The following is a 17,242-nucleotide window of genomic DNA, read 5'->3' as shown; positions in this document are numbered from 1 at the left end:
TGAAGGAACCAGATGACTGAATCCCCATCCGCGCCCACGTCCAGACGACGCCGCGGGTTCCTGGTCTTCCTTCGAGACGTGCTGGTGATCGTGGTGATCGCCGCGTTGGTCTCCTTCGTCGTGAAGACCTTCGTGGTCCGTTCGTTCTACATCCCCTCCGCGTCGATGGAGCGCACGCTCCTGGTCAACGACCGCATCCTCGTCGACGAGCTCACTCCGCGCTGGACCGACTACGAGCGCGGAGACGTCGTCGTCTTCAAGGACCCGGGAGGCTGGCTGGACGGACAGCCGCAGACGCCCGCACAGCCGCCTCTGGTCGAGGCCGTCGACTGGGTACTGAACTTCGTGGGCATCTCCGCCACCGACTCCCAGGATCATCTCGTCAAACGGGTGATCGGGCTTCCTGGCGACCACGTGGTCTGCTGCAATGCGCTCGGACAGATCACGATCAACGGTGCGCCCATCGACGAGCTCAGCTACCTCAATCTCCCTCAGGGCGACACTGCCGCGTCGAACGAGCCGTTCGATGTCGTGGTCCCGGAGGATTCCGTGTGGCTGCTGGGTGACAACAGGGACCGCTCGCGCGACGCCCGCGCGCACCAGGACCTGCCCAGCGGAGGCTTCGTCCCGATGGAGAACATCGTGGGCAAGGCGTTCCTCACGACCTGGCCGTTGAACCGGCTGGGACCGATCGACGGCCACCACGAGATCTTCAACGGCGTTCCGGATCCGGAATGACCGTCATCGCGCCGAAGCTCACCCTGGAACGTCGGCTCCTCGGTGAATGCGAACTGATCATCTCCCTGGACGAGGTCGGTCGTGGTGCGCTCGCGGGACCGGTCGCGGTGGGTGCTGCCGTGATGGATGCGACCGGTGCCCGCCGTCGTGTGCCCGAAGGATTGCGTGATTCGAAGCTCGTGACGGAGAAGCGCAGGCCGGAGGTGGCCGCCCGTGCCGCCGCGTGGGTGCAGGCGTCAGCGGTCGGTTGGGCGAGTGCGGCGGAGGTCGACGAGGTCGGCATCATGAGGGCGCTCGGACTCGCCGCGTCCCGCGCGGTCTCGGCCGTCGCTGCGCAGGGTGCCGTGCTCGACGGAGCCCTTATCCTGCTCGACGGGAACCACGACTACGTGTCGAAGGTGCACCCGACTCCGCTGAATGTGCGTCCCGTGGTCAAGGCGGACCGTGATTGTGCTTCGGTATCGGCGGCCTCCGTCATCGCGAAGGTCGCGCGGGACGGCTACATGGCGGAGCTTCATGAGACGCATCCCGCGTATCAGTGGAACCGCAACAAGGGCTATGCCAGCATCGAGCACCGCGATGCGATCCGGACGATCGGGCTGTCGCCGCACCACAGGGCGTCGTGGGCCATAGCCGACGCTCCCACGCTGTTCTGACAGAGGCACCGAGGACGCGCCCCGGCAGCCGATGACGCTCCCCGGTGCCCGCGACTCTAGGATGGACACATCATGGATGAGGAAGCCTTCGACGACTACGACCGCGAACTCGAGCTGGCACTGTTCCGGGAGTATCGGGATGTGGTGTCGCAGTTCCAGTACGTCGTGGAGACCGAGCGCCGGTTCTACCTGGCCAATGACGTGAACGTCGTCCGCCGGGACACCGAGCACGACTTCTATTTCGAGATCTCGATGACGGACGTCTGGGTGTGGGACATCTACCGTGCCGATCGCTTCGTGAAGGCTGTGCGCGTGCTCACGTTCAAGGACGTCAACGTCGAGGAGCTGCAGCGCAGGGAGTTCGAACTCCCGCAGGAGCTCTCGCTCGACGGCGAGTGACGAAGACTCTCGCGCCGATGCGCCCGGACTCACTCCACACTGCGCTGAAGAGCTGACTTCTCCCCAGACGCCGTGAATCTGCAGCCGTGCCCCGACCCCGGGAAGCGTGTCCACGTGATGCTGGGCAGATGGCAGCGAAGGATGAACTCGGAAGAGCGGGAGAAGACCGCGCCGCGCAACATCTGAGGAGCAGCGGGTACACCGTGCTCGCGAGGAACTGGCGGTGCGCACAGGGTGAGATCGACATCGTCGCCGTATGCGGCGATCATCTCGCCGTGGTGGAGGTCAAGACACGGCGGACGGACGCATTCGGGCACCCGTTCGAGGCGATCGACGCGCGCAAGCGCCGGCGGCTCTGGCAACTGGCGCAGGCGTGGATCGCAGAGCATCCGGGAGTCGCGCGAGGGCGAGACGTGCGCCTCGAGGCGATCGGCATCATCGGAGCCGATCCGACCACCGGTGTGCTCGAGCATCTCGTGGACATCGCGTGAGCACCGCGCGCACCTGGGCCGTCGCACTGACCGGCGTGGACGGACACCTCGTCGAGGTCGAGGCCGACATGTCGAGCCAGGCGCCCGAGTTCCGGATCATCGGTCTTCCTGACAAGTCATTGGGCGAAGCCGTCCAGCGCGTGCACAATGCCTGCAAGAACGCCGGTTTGGATCTGCCACGTCGACGGCTCACCGTCAATCTCTCGCCCGCAAGCCTTCCGAAGCATGGCGCCGGGTTCGACCTGGGCGTGGCCGTGGCGTGTCTGGCGGCGGGCGGAGCCGTCGAGTCGCGTTCCATCGCCCGGACGGTCCATATCGGTGAACTCGGTCTCGACGGCAGGATCCGACCGGTGCCCGGTGTCCTCCCCGCGGTCTTCGCGGCGGCACGAGCGGGATTCGAGACGGCGATCGTGCCATACGGGAACGAGGCAGAGGCGAGGCTGGTGCCCGGTATCGACGTACGCGCAGCCGGGTCTCTGGCGGAGGTCGCCGTCTGGCACGGCGCCGACGTGGAGGTGCCCGATGTCGAATTCGTGGAGGTCGCATCCGACACGCGGAGCTCGCGCGAGGCCCTCGATCTCGCCGACGTGATCGGGCAGGAGGAGGCCGTCGAAGCTCTCGTCGTCGCCGCTGCCGGTGGGCACCATTTGCTCTTGAGCGGTCCTCCCGGCGCCGGAAAGACGATGCTCGCTCGGCGTCTCCCCGGCATTATGCCCGCACTCGATGAAGAGGAGGCACTCGAGGTCGCATCCGTTCGCTCGCTCAGCGGAGAAGCGGTGTCCGCGCTGGATTCTCTCCCTCCGCTGGAGGCCCCGCACCACAGCGCGTCGGTCGCGGCACTGGTCGGTGGCGGGTCCCGTGCCGCGAGACCGGGAGCGATAGCGCGTGCGCACCGCGGCGTGTTGTTCCTCGATGAGTCAAACAATCAGGAATACAATCAAGAAACCTGACAGGGCGATAGCCCTCCTAGTACAATTGAACCAACGGAACACCGGTGGTCGACCGCATATCTGCTGAGCAGAGAGGTTCGAGCTTCTAGCTCCCTCTCGCAAGTCAGAGCCATCCAGCTCGACCCGTGGTCGCGCAACCCATCTCAACGATAGGAGTTGCCATGGACGTTCCGATCCGTGACATCTACGGAGCCGACCGAGGCTTCAACGTTGCGGCGGACATCGTTACGCAGACGGCTGACGGTGTTCCCCTCAACGACATCTACAACGAGTTCATCGACGCTCTCAACGAGTGGAACCGTGGGCGCTCGGCGCTGTCGGCCATGTTCACGTCGAACACGACCGATTCGTTCGCGCAGCTTCCGAAGGAGCCCGGCAAGGGCGAGGACTTCGAACCGCAGAGCGAGTTCGGCGTACCGCGTTCGAGCCGCCGCGACATCGACTACTTCCGAATGGGTCTCCCGCTCGAGTGGTTCGACGCCGCATCGCGGTTCACTGCGGCGTTCCTGCGCGACGCATCTCGCGAACAGGTGGACCTCCAGTTCCAGGACAAGCTGGAGATGGACAACCGACTCGTCTTCCGCAAGACCATGAGTGCGCTCACCGACAAGCGGATCGCCGGTTCCCGCGACGTCAATGAGAACGGGGTGGACATCTTCGACCTGTGGGACGGATCGACCGGCGAAGTGCCGCCGGTCTACGACGGCAAGACGTTCACCGATTCCCACTCGCACTACCTCGTGTCGGGTGCTGCAACTGTCGACGGCGGCGACATCAAGGCACTGACCGACACGATCCAGGAGCACGGCTACGGTCGTCGCGAGTCTGGCGAACAGATCGTGATCTTCGCGCACCCCACAGAGGCCGACGCAATCGCGACCTTCCGGCGTGACCCTGCGAACCTGGCGGCGAACCCATACGACTTCATCCCGTCTGTGAGTGCTCCCGCGTACCTCACCGATCTGACGATCGTCGGCGACAAACCTCCGGCGCAGTTCAACGGTCTGCCGATCGAGGGTTCCTACGGCGACGCCTGGATCAGCAAGAACTACCGCGTGCCGCAGGGCTACGTCATCGCTCTTGCGACCTCGGGCCCGAACTCGTCTCGCAACCCGCTCCTGTTCCGTGAGCACATCAGCGCGCAGCACCGCGGCCTTCGCCTCGTGAACCCGAACGACGGTTCGCGGTACCCCCTGGTGAACTCGTACTTCACGCGCGGGTTCGGTGTCGGTGTCCGGCACCGTGGCGCGGCTGCTGTCATGCAGATCAAGGCTTCGGGCTCCTACCAGAACCCGACCTGGCCGTAAGGCCTACCTCCGGTCGTCGCGCTAGGGGTTCTGACGCGACTTCCACACCAGGGCGCCGTGCCGTGTGGCTCCGGTACGGCGCCCTGACCTTTTCGAGCCACAGATTGGGAGAGCCACTCCAATGTCATTCATCAACTCACTACTTTCAGGACGAGACGTTGCTACCGCGCGCGCCGTCCTTGACTTCAAGAACACGACGCCGATGGGCGCTGGCTTCGATCCCGAGCTTCGGAGAAGCTTCGAACGCACGCTGCACACCGAGGTAGAACCCATCTCTCAGCGCCTCCACGCAGCCGTGAGCGCGCGTGTGAGCGCCGATACGCATCTGGTGGCACTCGTAGACCAGTTCGACTCTGAACTCGTCGCTACGCCGCGTAGAGGGCGTCGAGGCTGATATGTCACGCGTCTACTGCAACGCGACTACCCGAGCCGGTGCACCCTGCCGTCGCTGGGCAGTCCACGGCTCGAAGGTCTGCCAAGCGCATGGTGGCGGCAAGCACAAGCCGAACGACGTGATCGCGAAGGCGCTCGACGGCATCGACGCACCGCGATGCAGGTACACGAAGCGCAACGGCGAACAGTGCAAGAACGCGCCGATCAAGGGCGGCACTGTCTGCAAGAAGCATGGCGGTGCTGCGGCGCACATTCAGCGCAAGGCGCAAGAGCGGCTGCAGGCTATGGTCATGCCCGCGCTCGTTGAGCTCAACAAGATCCTGGAAGCTCCGAGCACATCCGACGGCGACAAGCTCCGTGCAGTCTCGATGGTTCTTGACCGAACCGGCTTCGGCAAGGGAATGACCATCGAGCACAAGCAAGACAAGCCGTGGGAGGTCACCATGCAGGCGATCATCATGCCGGTGACGGACGACTACCAATCCATCTCCGATGACATCGAGGATGCCGAAGTCGTAGATGAATCCCTTGAGCCGGTCGCTGACCTCTCCAAACTTGAACGCTTCGACGGTCCACGAATCATGCCTGATTCGGCGACTGGACGCGGTCGCGTTCGTGGCTCCGCGAATCCTCTTCGATGATCACGCCGGTAGGGGAGCGCGGTTGGCGCTTGCGGTCGGCAGGAGAAGGTCAGTCCTGGGGAACCTATAAGCAGATCACCTTTGCTATCGCGCCTGGATGCCTTGACTCGCCACACGGGATGCGAGATTGCCGATGCTGCGGGTTTCGGCGTGTCTCCGACGCTCGCGCGTACATCAGGCAGCACGACGACAGCGTTGCTTAGGTTCGCCGTCCATCGATTCGACCAGGTAGACGAGAAAGTCGCTCAGATCGACGCTCGGCAACGCTCAGGCAGTGATCCACCGCTCCGAATCGGTGTTGATCGACGGGTAGGTCTGGTGTAACAAAACGGTTCGATAACGGGCTGATCCAGACATCAAAATCTGTATCGATCCGTATTACAATTGTTGTATCGCACCAATCGCGAATGCGCCGATCTGATCTCTGCTTCCAAGTCTGCGAAGCAACTCAGCTAGTCGGGCGAGGCTCGGACCTCCGGTTAGTACACACGGACAGAACCTCTGGTCGATCACACCGTTAGGTGGTGATCCCAGATGGGTCTCCCTTTCCGTCGCCAGCCACTCGGCAATCACATCGGCGCTCGTGAACTCACTCACAAGCAGGTCGCGCGCGCACTCGGCTGCTCCGTGCCGCGAGTCAACGTGCTTATCAGTGGTCGGAGCTATCCGACTGCGCACGAGATCGACGCTCTCGAAGGTCTCATTGGTCTGCCGGTGCAGACCATGTTCGAGCCCGCGTTGCTGAAGTATTTCAACGTCAACGGCAGCCGGTTCTCGCGCTCTGGTCGCGACGCGCGAACGGTCGAACAGTGAGTGCCTCGGCTGAGCAGGCAACTCCTGCTCCGATCCCGGACGAATACGTTGACTGGTTCGTCGCGTTCCTTCGCGGGGGTGAGTCCGATGCCACTCACGCATGAGAAAAGGGCCGCCCCGACCAAGGCGACCCTTCTCCCCACCGCAGCTAGAAAGAACAGACCGAAGATCACGATTCCAGTCAACAGCGATAATACCAGGAAGCCCTGGTCAGAGCGATTTTCTGTCACGCTCGACGGATGGTCTCTGTTTTCGTTGGTGGCCGCGAACGTCGCGGTCATTCTTTCGGCGCTCTCGGTGATCGTAGGCGGCCACAGTGTTTAGCCTCGATGACCTCCACAAGTACACGGACATGGGGTGGGCAATCTTCCCGTGTCACTCGATCCGCGACGGCAACTGCTCGTGCGGTGACGTCAAGTGCTCTGCTGCGGGGAAGCACCCGCGAATCTTCAACGGTGTCAAGGGGGCAACCCTCAACCGTGAGCAGGTGGCTAGTTGGCGGGAGATGTGGCCGGATGCGAACTGGGCGCTTGCAACTGGCGCGCCGTCAGGTACCTGGGTGCTCGACCTCGATCGGAGCGACACCAAGGACGGCGCGGCAGCGATCAAGTCCTGGTTGGAAGAGCGATCAATCGTGCCCTTCGCAACGCACGTCGTTCAGACGGGTAGCGGGGGACTGCACTACTACTTCGAGGGTCGCGGCATCAATCTTCGTAACCGGGTAGGCGTGCTCCCCGGCGTCGATGTTCGAGCGACTGGTGGCTACGTTCTCCTGCCGGGCTCGAACCATCTCAAGGGCGACTACCGAGTGATCCGCGATGTACGGATCACCCATGCACCCGAACTCTTGGTGGACTTTTTGTCCTCGACGTCAGGGGTCGGTGGCGGCGAACATGGGCCGCTGCCGTCAGACCTCGACTTCCTCGACGGTGTCGATGAAGGGAGCCGCGACGACACGATCTTCCGGAAGGCTTGCCAGCTTCGGCGCAAGTACAACGACAACCGCGACATCGTGACGGCCTTCGTGGTCGCTGCTGCCGTTCGATGCAATCCGCCGTTCCCTATCGCTGATGCCATGGTCAAGATCGAGCAGGCGTTCCGGCAAGATCACGAGGACGGAGACCCGTTCTTCCACGACCAGGAAGGGTTCTGGGATCGTCGGCCTGTTCTGGCGTCCATCTACGCGAACTCAGAGAAGACGGGAGTATCGCCCTGGGGTGCACTTGGTGGCGCGATCCTACGCGGCCTCCACACGGTGCCCTACAACGTGCTCTACAGGTCGTTTCGAGGGCCAGCGTCTCTCAATCTCGGAGTCATCAACGTTGGAGAGTCTGGCGGCAATAAGAGCCTGACAGGGCGGCTGCTGGACGACATGCTCGACTTCGGTCCGTTTGCGGAGTTCTCAGAAAGCGAGGCCGGCTCAGGAGAGTCCATCGTCGACTCGTACGCCTACTGGCGGAACATCCCGAAGGACGAGCGCGAAGAAGGTGGGCCGACTCGTGAACTCGCGTGGCTTGTGCCGTCGCACGCTCACAGGTTCCGCTTCGATGAGGTCGGCAAGCTCGGTGCTATCGCCAAGCGTGACGGCTCGACGATCTTCGAGTACATCAAGTCAGCTCTGACTGGCGAGCAGATCGGGCGCAAGCTGGCCGGGAACCTGGGTGTCCAACTGGGCAAGGATCAGTACCGATTCACGATCACGATCAACGCGCAGCCCACGCGCGCCGAGGTTCTGCTATCGGAGGCCGAGGTTGCTGGCGGTACGCCCGGACGGTTCCTGTGGTGCCTGATGGACTACCCGCCGTTCGGAGATTCGGCGCTCGATCACGACGACTTTAACGCGGTCTGGATAGAGCCGTTCGAACTCAAGCCGGTGTCATGGGAGGGGGTGCCGTACATCAAGGCACTCGACGCGATGAACCGCGAGCACCGCGACCACATGCGCGCGGGGCACCGAGGAGAGCGCAACGCCATTGACGGTCACGCGGTGATGGTTCGAGTCAAAGTTGCTGTCGGCCTGATGGTTCTCGAAGGTCGCAACCAACTGAACGACGAGGACTGGGAGCTTGCGGGCGCTGTCATGGACCACAGCAACGCCACTAGAGCGCGTGTGCAACTGGCGCTGGCAGGCATGAGAGAACGGAACCTCGAAGCGTCAGCGAAGCGTGCAGCGTTCGTCCAGACCCGGACGTTGGAGCACGTCGCGGACGCTCACGAGACGCGTATCGCTCGAATCGCTGACAACCTACGCAGGTTCATCGCTGACAACCCGAACGCAACCGTGAGCCAGCGCAAGCAGAAGTTGAAGTACAAGGACCGCGAGTTCTACGACGAGGCCATTGCTCGGCTTGAAGCCGAGATGATTTCTGACGTGACTGGCGACACCGAGAGGCGCGAGGGAGAGGGCTAGTACCCGAAAGTAGTACCCAACTAGTACCCAGTACCCGCCGTACTACCCTCAAATACAAGTTATCGATTGGCTCTATATCGCGAATCGGAATTTACATCTCTCTTTGAGTTTCGATTTTTGTTATTAGGGGTAGTACAGCGGGTACTAGGTACTACATGGGTACTAACTCGGTAGATCTTGGGTTCTTACGGATCGGCCAGCTAAGAGCGGTTGAGGCCATGAAACCTGTCTCGGGGTGGTCTGAGGGGAGGGTTTGACTGAATGATCCATCCCTAGAGCGAGGGCGAAACCTCTACCTACCGCGACTCTAGAGCGCGTGTGGCTGCGGATCGACTGGCCAGGATCGCCACCAACCTGCCCTCAGCGTTGCTGAGCGTCGATCTGAGACGAGAACTTCGAGGGTTGGTATCGATCGACCTTGGAGCAAATTTGGGCGACGCTATCGATGCTCTAGGTCGATGCCATAAAGCGCTATTGAGAAGGCATTTATCGAGTTCGCTCGAACCTGACATGGGCGATGCTTCCTGGTTGAATTGTTGTAACAGGAATTGCATTTCGCAATTCCTGTACGACGTTAACGAAGGAATGAATTCATGGCCTCTATTGCCTTGACCGCTGCCAACATCGCAGAGCGGCCTGCTCTGCTCCGGTTCGTGATTCGCGACATGGAGCCTGACGTGCTCCGAGCCCTTGCCCGAGACCTGGTTGCGCTCGGAGCCGACGACATGTCCGCTGCGTACGACGCCTGCATCAACGTTGACCGGTTCCGTACCGATCTGTTCTGCGACGAGTTCGTTGCTGCGCTCGAAGAGCGGGAGTCCGACCGATGAACGAGACTCGCGAGTCTGCTCGACAGCTCATCAAGTCATTGAAGAAGTACCAGCTCAACGAGTTGGCGATTCTCCTTGCCGCGATCCACGAAGAGGACTCAGGGCAGGGAGCTGGTCAGATCGTTTATGAAGAGCTACGCGCTGCCGGTCGCAATGCCGAGGCGGAGAGCTTCATGGTCGTCCACATGAACATGATCGAGGTCCACTGATGTCGCTCGATCTGTACTGGACGCGCTACGACCAGACCCTTGCACGTATCCGTGCTGAGCGACCGACCACCTTTGCCGGGGTCAAGCTCGTACTCGATACCTTCGAGCAGAAGAGCAGCGGAGACGCCTTCTTTCCTGGCGGCGCTGACGACACCCTTGCCGACGCGATCATAGATGCAGGGTGGAGCGTTGACTTCGAGGAAGGGGACTACCTCTGGACGGGCGTACACCCGGCCAGCGGAGCAGTCATTCACTACGTTGAGGGCGACCTTTACTGCCTGATGGAAGGCAGGGTCGTATGAGTAGGATTCAGACATCAGGCTCCGACGAGAGGGAACGTCGCCATGTACAAGGTTCATCTCAACAGCACCTCGGGCTACTGGCCGTGCGGGGCAACCTCTCCTCACGAGACCTCGGACAACCTCGACGATGTGACCTGCCACCTCTGCAAGAAGTGGATCGACGATCAGATTGCACGGGGCAACTCCGGCATCCCCACGTAGCAGCATTGCGCGCGATCGCCGGTCGCTCATGAACGTGATCGGCTATCTTCGAGTCTCCACTGATCGTCAGGACTACGGCGTTGACGCTCAACGAGAAGTGATTGAGCGCGAAGCGGAGCGCCGCGGTTGGACGGTTCACTACATCGTTGACCACGGCAAGAGTGCTCGATCGCTCCGACGCGACGGCGTTCAACAGGCTCTGTCTCTCCTTGGCTCGGGGGAGTACGACACCCTGGTCATCGCCAAGCTTGATCGGCTGTCTCGCTCTGTCGTGGACTTCGGCAACATCCTGCGGACTGCGACGAGACAAGGTTGGAGTCTGATCGCCCTCGACCTCGGCATCGACATGACCACCGCGACCGGGCAACTCGTCGCCGGGATTCTCATGCAGGTCGCGGAATGGGAGGCGAAGATCATCGGTGAACGCACCAAGGCCGCTCTTGCCATCGCGAAGAGAGAGCGCGGTATCGTTCCAGGCCCTCAGAGCGCCGTCCCTGCCGAGGTCGCGGATCAGATCGCTGCCATGCGCGCCAAGGGTCTAACACTCCAGGCGATCGCGGACGACCTCAATTCGGCCGGCATTGCGTCGCCGAAGGGCGGGAGGTGGTATCCGACCAGCGTCAGGCGAGCCGCTTGACGGAGACACGGCGTTCTTTCGCCAGTCAGGTGCGTGCGACCTCTGCCCAAATGCTTCGAAATGCCCTCTCGTCACGTTTGCTGTTGCCTGCTCGCATCTTCTCTAGTCGTCGCAAGTGCTTGTCCTGTCGGCGGAGCATGTCGCGCAAGTACGCTTCCAAGTCGTCGTGCTGCACTATCAGTTTCATAGAGTTCTCGAAGGAGGCAAGCGCTTCAGAGACCAGGGTCTGGAGCTCAGCGAGGTTCGTGGCGAGCTTTTCTCTATGCTCCGGCGGAACGTACAGGCCGGCTACCTCCGCGCTCACCGTCTTATGCAGACGCGCGAGCCCGCCAGTGCGCACGAGCGCTTCTGAGGTACGCAGGAGAAGGTCGAGGCGCGCAGCTCGAACGTTTGTGAGGTCCTGCTGGATCGATACCTTTGCTCGCTCAATGCTCCGCCGGAGACGTTGTGGCTTGCCCCAGGGAAGGGTGAATCTGAAGTAGTGGTGAATAATGACCCAGCCAGGCTCAGCCACGCGATGGACCGGTATCGCCGCCACGACAAAGAGTCCGTTCATCACTGCGATCCCAGCAAGCAAAATGTTGGCCCGGTTAGAATCTGAGGACGCTGGCCCGGTAGGCATCAGCGCGCGAATCGCGATCGACTCAGCGACGAACAGCAGGACCCATGTAGCGGTGAGCCAGATTGCGAACGCGCCCTGGGCTCTCCGCGAGACGCCAGCGTTCCGACGGCTGAAGCGGCGCGCCATCAGTCGCGCTTCCAGGGCAAGGGCGAGGGCAAGCACTGGCACGATCTGGGCAATCGCTGCCCAATAGGCTCCCTGCTGTTCGGCTAGTGGCACGAATGGATGCTATCGGTTCTGACTCAAATCTCTAGGCGGCTCCGAAGTCACTGTTTGGGGAGCCGAAGCCTAACCCGTCGCGAAATCAGCAAGTTGGCGAAGCAGAAGCTTCATGTCCGCGCAGACCTGATCAGGTTGCAGTGATCGTGCTACTTGCACAGCGGAGACGCCGAAGCGTTCGAGAATCTCCTTGGCATGTACGTCGCACAGTGTGGTCGGCACATCCGCGTTGATGAAGTTCTCGCCAATGGCAAGGGCGAACTCATCCTGTAACACCTGGCGAACCTCCTGTTCAGTCTTGCCGGAGGCCGCTGCGATGGCCGCAGGATGAACAAGGTAGGACTCGATATAACGGCGGCGCCACTTTCTTGTAGTGAAACCGTGAACGCTTGGCATGTACGTGTCCTCGAGGTCGTCGGTGACCGTGGTGATCGGTTCTCCATCGCGGTCGCGAAGGCTCAAGGCTTCAACGCCGCTGAACTCCGAGTCGAATACACGCCAAAGTTGCTTGCGTTCCTTTTGCTGATCGGTCGTCTGCCAGTAAGCGATCGACTCGGGCAATGGAAGGCCCGCAATGATCCCCACTTCGCGAAGCACCGACAGATCACTCTTTCCCTCGTAGAAGAAGACCTTTTTGGTATCGCGGACCCTCTCGATGCGGGGTGCATATGCTGACCCAATTCCAACGACGAGACCGACTTTCTGCTCTTCGCCTTCGAGATATCTGAACTTACCTCCCGGACGAACCTCGAGGATGTCTTCAGGTTCGGTGGCGCGCAAGATTTCAGTTGAATGTGTGGCCAGAAGTACTTGCTTTTTGAACGTCGACGCCAGTTCCCGAAGACGGTCAACGAGTTGGGCTTGGAGCGAGGCGTGGAGGTGCGCATCTGGCTCGTCGAAAAGCAGGACGTCTACGCTGCTCGATGTAGCGAGAGTGTAGACACTCAGCCACTGGAGGAATCCACTGCCCTCAACCATAAGATCCCGCGAGTTGTACCCCGGATACCTAGTCAAGAGGTAACCATCCACCTTTCCCTTCACGACGTTCGCCTGAATGTACGTGTGGTACTCGTTGTCAAAATCGGCTATTGCGATCTCCGCAGAGAACACTTCGCGTAGCGTCTGCTGCAGGACCTCCCACGGGTCCGTGGCACGTAGGTTCCGAAGGTCGGCGTCTGAAATCTTGGTCTTCTCGCCACGCAGACGTTTCCGCTCGGCGGTGTTTTCATCGCGCATGTCAAGCAGCAGATTCCGGAGAACCGCGCCAGCGAGGCCCTCGCCGATTCGCCGCCGACGGACTGCGCCGTAGGTGCGCTCTTCTCTGGCAGAGATGCCAGCGAACGGTGGCAAGTATGCGATGACCGGTGGCCGGTCGCCCTCGTTCAGAGTTGTGTCGGCCACCTTGATGAACAGACGGTCGTTGGCGAGCGCTAGGGTGAACGCCAGACGATGCGCTGTACCACCGTCATCGTCCCATTCGCACGCTATTAAGAGCGTGTATCCGTCTGGATCTTTGTCGGTCTTCTGTGTCTTGAGGTTGCTCCACAAGTGCTTCAGAGATGGAACGTTGATGGGGGAGAACTCATCGTCTCCCAATCCAAAACCTTGGCTGCTGGTTGATCCTTCGTGCAGAGCTGTCGCACCCTTCTGGGCAACAGTCGCGATTTTGCAGAACTCCCAAATCGCCATCGCTTGCAGCAGGCTAGATTTCCCAGAGTTGTTGCCGCCAGCGACGATTGAGAGCCCAGGCTTGAGGTTAGTCTTACTGTTGGAGAACTGCTTAAACCGGCGCAGTTCCACTCGCTTGAGATACAATCGGGCCCCCGTACTTGGTCGGTTGAAGTCGCGATCAGTTCACCATGCCTCCGCAGACAAGAACTTCCGACGCGCCGAGCAGTGCGCGTGGGCCGCCGTAGGTCGCGCAGGCAGCGGTACACGGTGCTCTTTCGACCAACATCCTGTCGATGGCCGTCAGCCGCTACGCAGACTCCCACTGCCACACGATCCTGATTCGCGAAGCCGTCGCCTCCTTGAGAATCTTCCACCTGGCATCGAGGTAGTCCTGCTCGGACTCGTTCTTGCGGCGACGGCGCGTCCGAGCCATGCCCTCGGGGTAGCTGTGAACTTCGATGCGCTTGACGAATCCCTTGAGTGCGGCGCGACGGCGACCGGCTGTCCAAGATCGCCAGTCGATGCCCTTCTCAGGATCGAAGTCCGCGAGGGAGATTGGCAATCGGAGCAGTGAGTCGTACTCCTTGCCGAGCGCATCCAGCAGAGTATCGATGCGCTGAACCTCGGCAACTGAGTCGCGCTCGTCCATGATCCCGAGCACGTACGCCTTTTGTGCGCGCTCCTTTTGCGCCCGAAGGTCGCGGCGCTCCTGTTCGAGAGCATCCAACTGGTCGTCAGTCTCCGGGTCTTGCTCCGACATGCGCTGCATGAATCGCGGAGTCGCCTTCAGCTTGCCGATCAATTCTTCCCAGACGACCTCTTCCAGCGCGTCGTGCACGATCGAGACTCGGCCGGTGTCTTCCGGGCGTTCGACACCGCCGCGCGTACGACGTTCGCGCGGGTGCTTGTCCGATGGGCCATGCACGCGAGCGAGACAGGCGATGGTCACCGACTTGCTGCCACCCTCAGTCCGGATGTGAGTGATGAGTGGCTTGCCGCAAGCGCCACAGACGGTGAGTCCTCCACCCATGCTGTACTTCCCACCCTTGACGCCGGGGGAGTGGATGACCTTTCGGCTCGGGTCTGTGAGAAGCGCGTTCATGCGGTCGAACGTCCGCTGGTCGATGATCGGGTCCCACTGCGCCGGAGTACCGAGAACCGTTTCCCCGAGCATCACGCGGTTGAGCATGATCGACCGGAGATTGGCCTGGCGCCAGTGGTTACCTCTGCGAGTCTGGATTCCGCGGTTGTTCCAGTCAGTCACGATGCTGTGCATGGCCTCACGGTCATCGAGCATCCGACGAGCAACCTCGCGGATGCGTTCGACCTCGGCAGGGTTGGGAACGAGTCTCCCTGCCTCGGCTCGGTAGCCGTACGGGGGAGTGCCTCCGTGCCATAGGCCGTTCTTGCGACGTTCGAGCTTGTTGCGCCTTTGGCGTGCACTCGCACGCTCGGTTTCGCCCTTCGCAACGGCGGCCTTGATGCGGGCGTACATGCGCCCTCCATCGGTGCCGAGATCAGCCTCCCCGTTCGCGGTGACGATCCGAAGTCCACGATCCTCGGCGGCGTCGATCCAGTCTTCGAGCTGTCGCGGCTGACGGGTCAGACGGTCGAGGTCCCAGCACACGAGATTCGAGAACCGACTCAATTCGAAGTCGGCAACCATGCGGTCGTACTCGGGGCGCTTGACGAGCTTGTCAGCAGCGGTGAGGTTTCGGTCCACGTACTCAGCAACGACTGTCCAACCTCGTTGTTCAGCGAGCTTGCGAGAGTCTTCGAGTTGGGTGTCGATACCAACCTTGGTGCCGTCGCGGTCGACGGACAAGCGCGCGTAGATTGCGGCTGGGGTACCCATGTAGTCGTTCCTTCGTGGTTGTCTCTTATTCGATTGTATTTCCGATTATTCGACGAAGCGGCCGAGTTCTCACGCGTCGCGCTGGATGCGCTGCGCCAGCCGTTGGAGTCGGGGGTGATCGCTGTGCATCGGGCCGGATTCACCGCGACCTTCCCCGCGAAATTCCAGCTCGTGCTCGCGATGAATCCCTGTCCCTGCGGAAATCATGGGGTGCGCGGTGCGGAATGCGTGTGCCCGCCGATGGCGATCAGACGCTACGCCACCCGTCTGTCCGGACCGCTCCGCGATCGCATCGACATCGATCTCCAGGTGACGAGGGTCGCCGCATCGCTGGCGATGGGTGACGCGAGTGCGGAGCTGACAACCGAGCGGGCGCGGGACCGTGTCGCGGACGCGCGGGCGAGAGCAGCGTCGCGTTGGCGGAGCACCCGATGGCGTCGTAATGCGGATGTGCCGGGCACCTGGCTGCGGCAGGGAGCGCTCCGGCTGCCCGCTTCGACGCGATCGCCGCTCGATCGGGCCCTGGAGCGTGGAGCGCTGACACTTCGCGGCTACGACCGCGTTCTCCGGGTCGCATGGACGATGGCGGACCTGGCTGCGCTGGACAGGCCGGGAACCGATGAGATCGGCCGCGCGCTGCACCTTCGACGGGGGTTGCCGCGATGATCGACGAGCTCCTGGCCGACGCCGAAGTTGTGGCCCTCACGGAACAGATCCACCCGGGTGGGAGTATGGATGAGTGCATGGCACGCGCCGCATGGACCGTGATCGCGGAGCCGGGCGATGCCGTCGCCGGCGCTCTGATCGCGGAGCTCGGTGCTGCGGAAGCACTCGCCGTGGCCGTGGGTCACTCGTCATCGCTGCTGTCTCCCGGGAGCGCGAACGCGGCGGCATCCCGCATGCTCGCCGACGGGCGTGCACGTTGGACCCCGCGGGCAGCACCACGAGCCGTGCTGGCAGCGCTCCACGGAGCCGCTGCCGCTGGTGTCCGGCTGCTGATTCCCGGCGACGCGGCGTGGCCCGCCGCCCTCGACGATCTCGGACCGCATGTCCCCGCCGCACTGTGGGTGCGGGGTCGTGTGGAGCTGCTCGACCATCAGCCTCGCGTGTCCATCGTCGGTGCGCGCGCCTCCTCGGGGTACGGCGAGCACGTGGCCTCAGAGATCGCGGGAGATCTGGCAGCCACAGGCGTGGTGATCGTTTCGGGCGGTGCGTACGGGATCGACGGAGCTGCCCATAGAGCTGCCCTCGGAGTGGAGGGCGCGACGGTGGCCTTCCTCGCCGGCGGGGTCGACCGTGCTTATCCGGCGGGGCACCAGGCGCTCCTGAGGCGGATCGCCGAAGAGGGGGCACTGGTGAGCGAGCCACCCTGCGGCACGGCGCCCACGAAGTGGAGGTTCCTGGCGAGGAATCGTCTGATCGCCGCACTGGGACACGCGACGGTCGTCGTGGAAGCGGGCTGGAGGAGTGGATCGCTGAACACCGCCGGTCACGCTGCGACGCTCGGGCGTCCACTCGGTGCCGTCCCCGGAGCGGTGACCTCCGCGTCCTCAGCGGGATGCCATCGGTTGCTGCGCGAGTACGACGCGCAGTGTGTCACATCGGCGCAGGAGGTGCGCGAGCTGTTCGGCGCGATAGGTCATCGACCCGACACGAGCCCGGGGGAGCGGGATCCTCACCACGCACGCATCCTGGAGGTCATGACCGTTCGGGCACGCCTCTCCATCGACGAGGTCGCCCGCCGGTCGGGGCTCTCCCCTGATCGCGTCCGATCAGTGCTCGGACTGCTGCGCCTGGAAGGAGATGTCGCACTCGACAGCGCGGGGTGGCACCGGGCTGCGCCGCCCAGACGATAGCCGATCCGACGGCGAGGCTGCCGGTCAGGAAGCTCGATCGCG

At 62.4% G+C, this 17,242-nt stretch carries 17 protein-coding genes and 1 pseudogene; 15 read left to right on the top strand and 3 right to left on the bottom strand.

The window, feature by feature from the left end:
- The first annotated feature begins 12 nt into the window (after positions 1-12).
- The 13 genes and pseudogenes from lepB to MOX01_RS11520 all read left to right on the top strand — a co-directional run bounded on the left by lepB (position 13) and on the right by MOX01_RS11520 (position 10,977).
- Positions 13-738, top strand: a complete 726-nt coding sequence (gene lepB, locus MOX01_RS11580; protein ID WP_058630610.1) for a signal peptidase I — start codon at positions 13-15, stop codon at positions 736-738.
- Positions 735-1,394 carry a ribonuclease HII gene (gene rnhB, locus MOX01_RS11575; protein ID WP_046747069.1) on the top strand — a complete coding sequence of 220 codons (660 nt, stop codon included), beginning with the start codon at positions 735-737 and terminating at the stop codon, positions 1,392-1,394. Before lepB ends, rnhB begins: the two co-directional genes overlap by 4 nt.
- A gap of 72 nt (positions 1,395-1,466) precedes the next feature.
- Entirely contained in the window at positions 1,467-1,793 is a 327-nt protein-coding gene (locus tag MOX01_RS11570) for a DUF2469 family protein (protein ID WP_045265213.1), read from the top strand.
- Between the two features lie 128 nt (positions 1,794-1,921).
- Positions 1,922-2,284: a YraN family protein gene (locus MOX01_RS11565; RefSeq protein WP_046747068.1), complete on the top strand. Its 363-nt coding sequence runs from the start codon at positions 1,922-1,924 to the stop codon at positions 2,282-2,284.
- A pseudogene (locus tag MOX01_RS11560) lies at positions 2,281-3,204 on the top strand (ATP-binding protein); the annotation flags it as partial. The gene MOX01_RS11565 and the pseudogene MOX01_RS11560, both read left to right, overlap by 4 nt.
- A gap of 191 nt (positions 3,205-3,395) precedes the next feature.
- Positions 3,396-4,541 (top strand): hypothetical protein, encoded by a 1,146-nt coding sequence (locus MOX01_RS11555; protein WP_141369826.1) that lies wholly within the window; start codon positions 3,396-3,398, stop codon positions 4,539-4,541.
- A 395-nt stretch (positions 4,542-4,936) separates the two neighbouring features.
- A complete protein-coding gene (locus MOX01_RS11550) occupies positions 4,937-5,575 on the top strand; it encodes a hypothetical protein (protein WP_151485321.1) in 639 nt (212 codons plus the stop codon).
- A 534-nt stretch (positions 5,576-6,109) separates the two neighbouring features.
- Positions 6,110-6,388 carry a helix-turn-helix domain-containing protein gene (locus MOX01_RS11545; protein WP_141369822.1) on the top strand — a complete coding sequence of 93 codons (279 nt, stop codon included), beginning with the start codon at positions 6,110-6,112 and terminating at the stop codon, positions 6,386-6,388.
- Positions 6,389-6,704: 316 nt separating this feature from the next.
- Positions 6,705-8,798, top strand: coding sequence for a bifunctional DNA primase/polymerase (locus tag MOX01_RS11540; RefSeq protein ID WP_141369820.1), 2,094 nt, complete (start codon positions 6,705-6,707; stop codon positions 8,796-8,798).
- 593 nt (positions 8,799-9,391) lie between these two features.
- Complete coding sequence (locus MOX01_RS11535) at positions 9,392-9,628, top strand: hypothetical protein (protein WP_141369818.1); 237 nt, start codon at positions 9,392-9,394, stop codon at positions 9,626-9,628.
- Positions 9,625-9,837 (top strand): hypothetical protein, encoded by a 213-nt coding sequence (locus tag MOX01_RS11530; protein WP_141369816.1) that lies wholly within the window; start codon positions 9,625-9,627, stop codon positions 9,835-9,837. Before MOX01_RS11535 ends, MOX01_RS11530 begins: the two co-directional genes overlap by 4 nt.
- Complete coding sequence (locus MOX01_RS11525) at positions 9,837-10,139, top strand: hypothetical protein (RefSeq protein ID WP_141369814.1); 303 nt, start codon at positions 9,837-9,839, stop codon at positions 10,137-10,139. The genes MOX01_RS11530 and MOX01_RS11525 overlap by 1 nt, the downstream gene beginning before the upstream one ends.
- Before the next feature lie 229 nt (positions 10,140-10,368).
- A complete protein-coding gene (locus tag MOX01_RS11520) occupies positions 10,369-10,977 on the top strand; it encodes a recombinase family protein (protein ID WP_141369812.1) in 609 nt (202 codons plus the stop codon).
- 25 nt (positions 10,978-11,002) lie between these two features.
- On the opposite strand, the gene MOX01_RS11515 is transcribed toward MOX01_RS11520, so the two are convergent.
- From MOX01_RS11515 to MOX01_RS19205, 3 genes are all read right to left on the bottom strand, one after another.
- On the bottom strand, positions 11,003-11,818 hold the full coding sequence (locus MOX01_RS11515; RefSeq protein ID WP_141369811.1) for a hypothetical protein: 816 nt from the start codon (positions 11,816-11,818) through the stop codon (positions 11,003-11,005).
- Between the two features lie 69 nt (positions 11,819-11,887).
- Complete coding sequence (locus MOX01_RS11510; RefSeq protein ID WP_141369809.1) at positions 11,888-13,633, bottom strand: ATP-dependent nuclease; 1,746 nt, start codon at positions 13,631-13,633, stop codon at positions 11,888-11,890.
- Positions 13,634-13,796: 163 nt separating this feature from the next.
- Entirely contained in the window at positions 13,797-15,344 is a 1,548-nt protein-coding gene (locus MOX01_RS19205) for a recombinase family protein (RefSeq protein WP_151485322.1), read from the bottom strand.
- Between MOX01_RS19205 and MOX01_RS11500 the strand changes: the two genes are divergently transcribed.
- The gene (locus tag MOX01_RS11500) at positions 15,270-16,010 is read left to right on the top strand and encodes an ATP-binding protein (protein ID WP_371861860.1); all 741 of its coding nucleotides are present in this window, start codon (positions 15,270-15,272) and stop codon (positions 16,008-16,010) included. The genes MOX01_RS19205 and MOX01_RS11500 overlap by 75 nt on opposite strands.
- A gap of 77 nt (positions 16,011-16,087) precedes the next feature.
- Entirely contained in the window at positions 16,088-17,200 is a 1,113-nt protein-coding gene (gene dprA / locus MOX01_RS11495) for a DNA-processing protein DprA (RefSeq protein WP_230977885.1), read from the top strand.
- Positions 17,201-17,242: the final 42 nt, after the last annotated feature.

Origin of the sequence: Microbacterium oxydans (assembly GCF_006540085.1) — a bacterium.
Lineage (GTDB): Bacteria > Actinomycetota > Actinomycetes > Actinomycetales > Microbacteriaceae > Microbacterium > Microbacterium oxydans.
Note: the sequence above shows the minus strand (reverse complement) of the source record. Positions and strands in the feature narration are given on the sequence as shown.

Coding starts and splice junctions, on each gene's coding strand:
- lepB (WP_058630610.1), top strand. CDS start 13: ATGACTGAATCCCCATCCGCGCCCACGTCCAGACGACGCCGCGGGTTC.
- rnhB (WP_046747069.1), top strand. CDS start 735: ATGACCGTCATCGCGCCGAAGCTCACCCTGGAACGTCGGCTCCTCGGT.
- MOX01_RS11570 (WP_045265213.1), top strand. CDS start 1,467: ATGGATGAGGAAGCCTTCGACGACTACGACCGCGAACTCGAGCTGGCA.
- MOX01_RS11565 (WP_046747068.1), top strand. CDS start 1,922: ATGGCAGCGAAGGATGAACTCGGAAGAGCGGGAGAAGACCGCGCCGCG.
- MOX01_RS11555 (WP_141369826.1), top strand. CDS start 3,396: ATGGACGTTCCGATCCGTGACATCTACGGAGCCGACCGAGGCTTCAAC.
- MOX01_RS11550 (WP_151485321.1), top strand. CDS start 4,937: ATGTCACGCGTCTACTGCAACGCGACTACCCGAGCCGGTGCACCCTGC.
- MOX01_RS11545 (WP_141369822.1), top strand. CDS start 6,110: ATGGGTCTCCCTTTCCGTCGCCAGCCACTCGGCAATCACATCGGCGCT.
- MOX01_RS11535 (WP_141369818.1), top strand. CDS start 9,392: ATGGCCTCTATTGCCTTGACCGCTGCCAACATCGCAGAGCGGCCTGCT.
- MOX01_RS11530 (WP_141369816.1), top strand. CDS start 9,625: ATGAACGAGACTCGCGAGTCTGCTCGACAGCTCATCAAGTCATTGAAG.
- MOX01_RS11525 (WP_141369814.1), top strand. CDS start 9,837: ATGTCGCTCGATCTGTACTGGACGCGCTACGACCAGACCCTTGCACGT.
- MOX01_RS11520 (WP_141369812.1), top strand. CDS start 10,369: ATGAACGTGATCGGCTATCTTCGAGTCTCCACTGATCGTCAGGACTAC.
- MOX01_RS19205 (WP_151485322.1), bottom strand. CDS start 15,344: ATGGGTACCCCAGCCGCAATCTACGCGCGCTTGTCCGTCGACCGCGAC.
- dprA (WP_230977885.1), top strand. CDS start 16,088: ATGGCACGCGCCGCATGGACCGTGATCGCGGAGCCGGGCGATGCCGTC.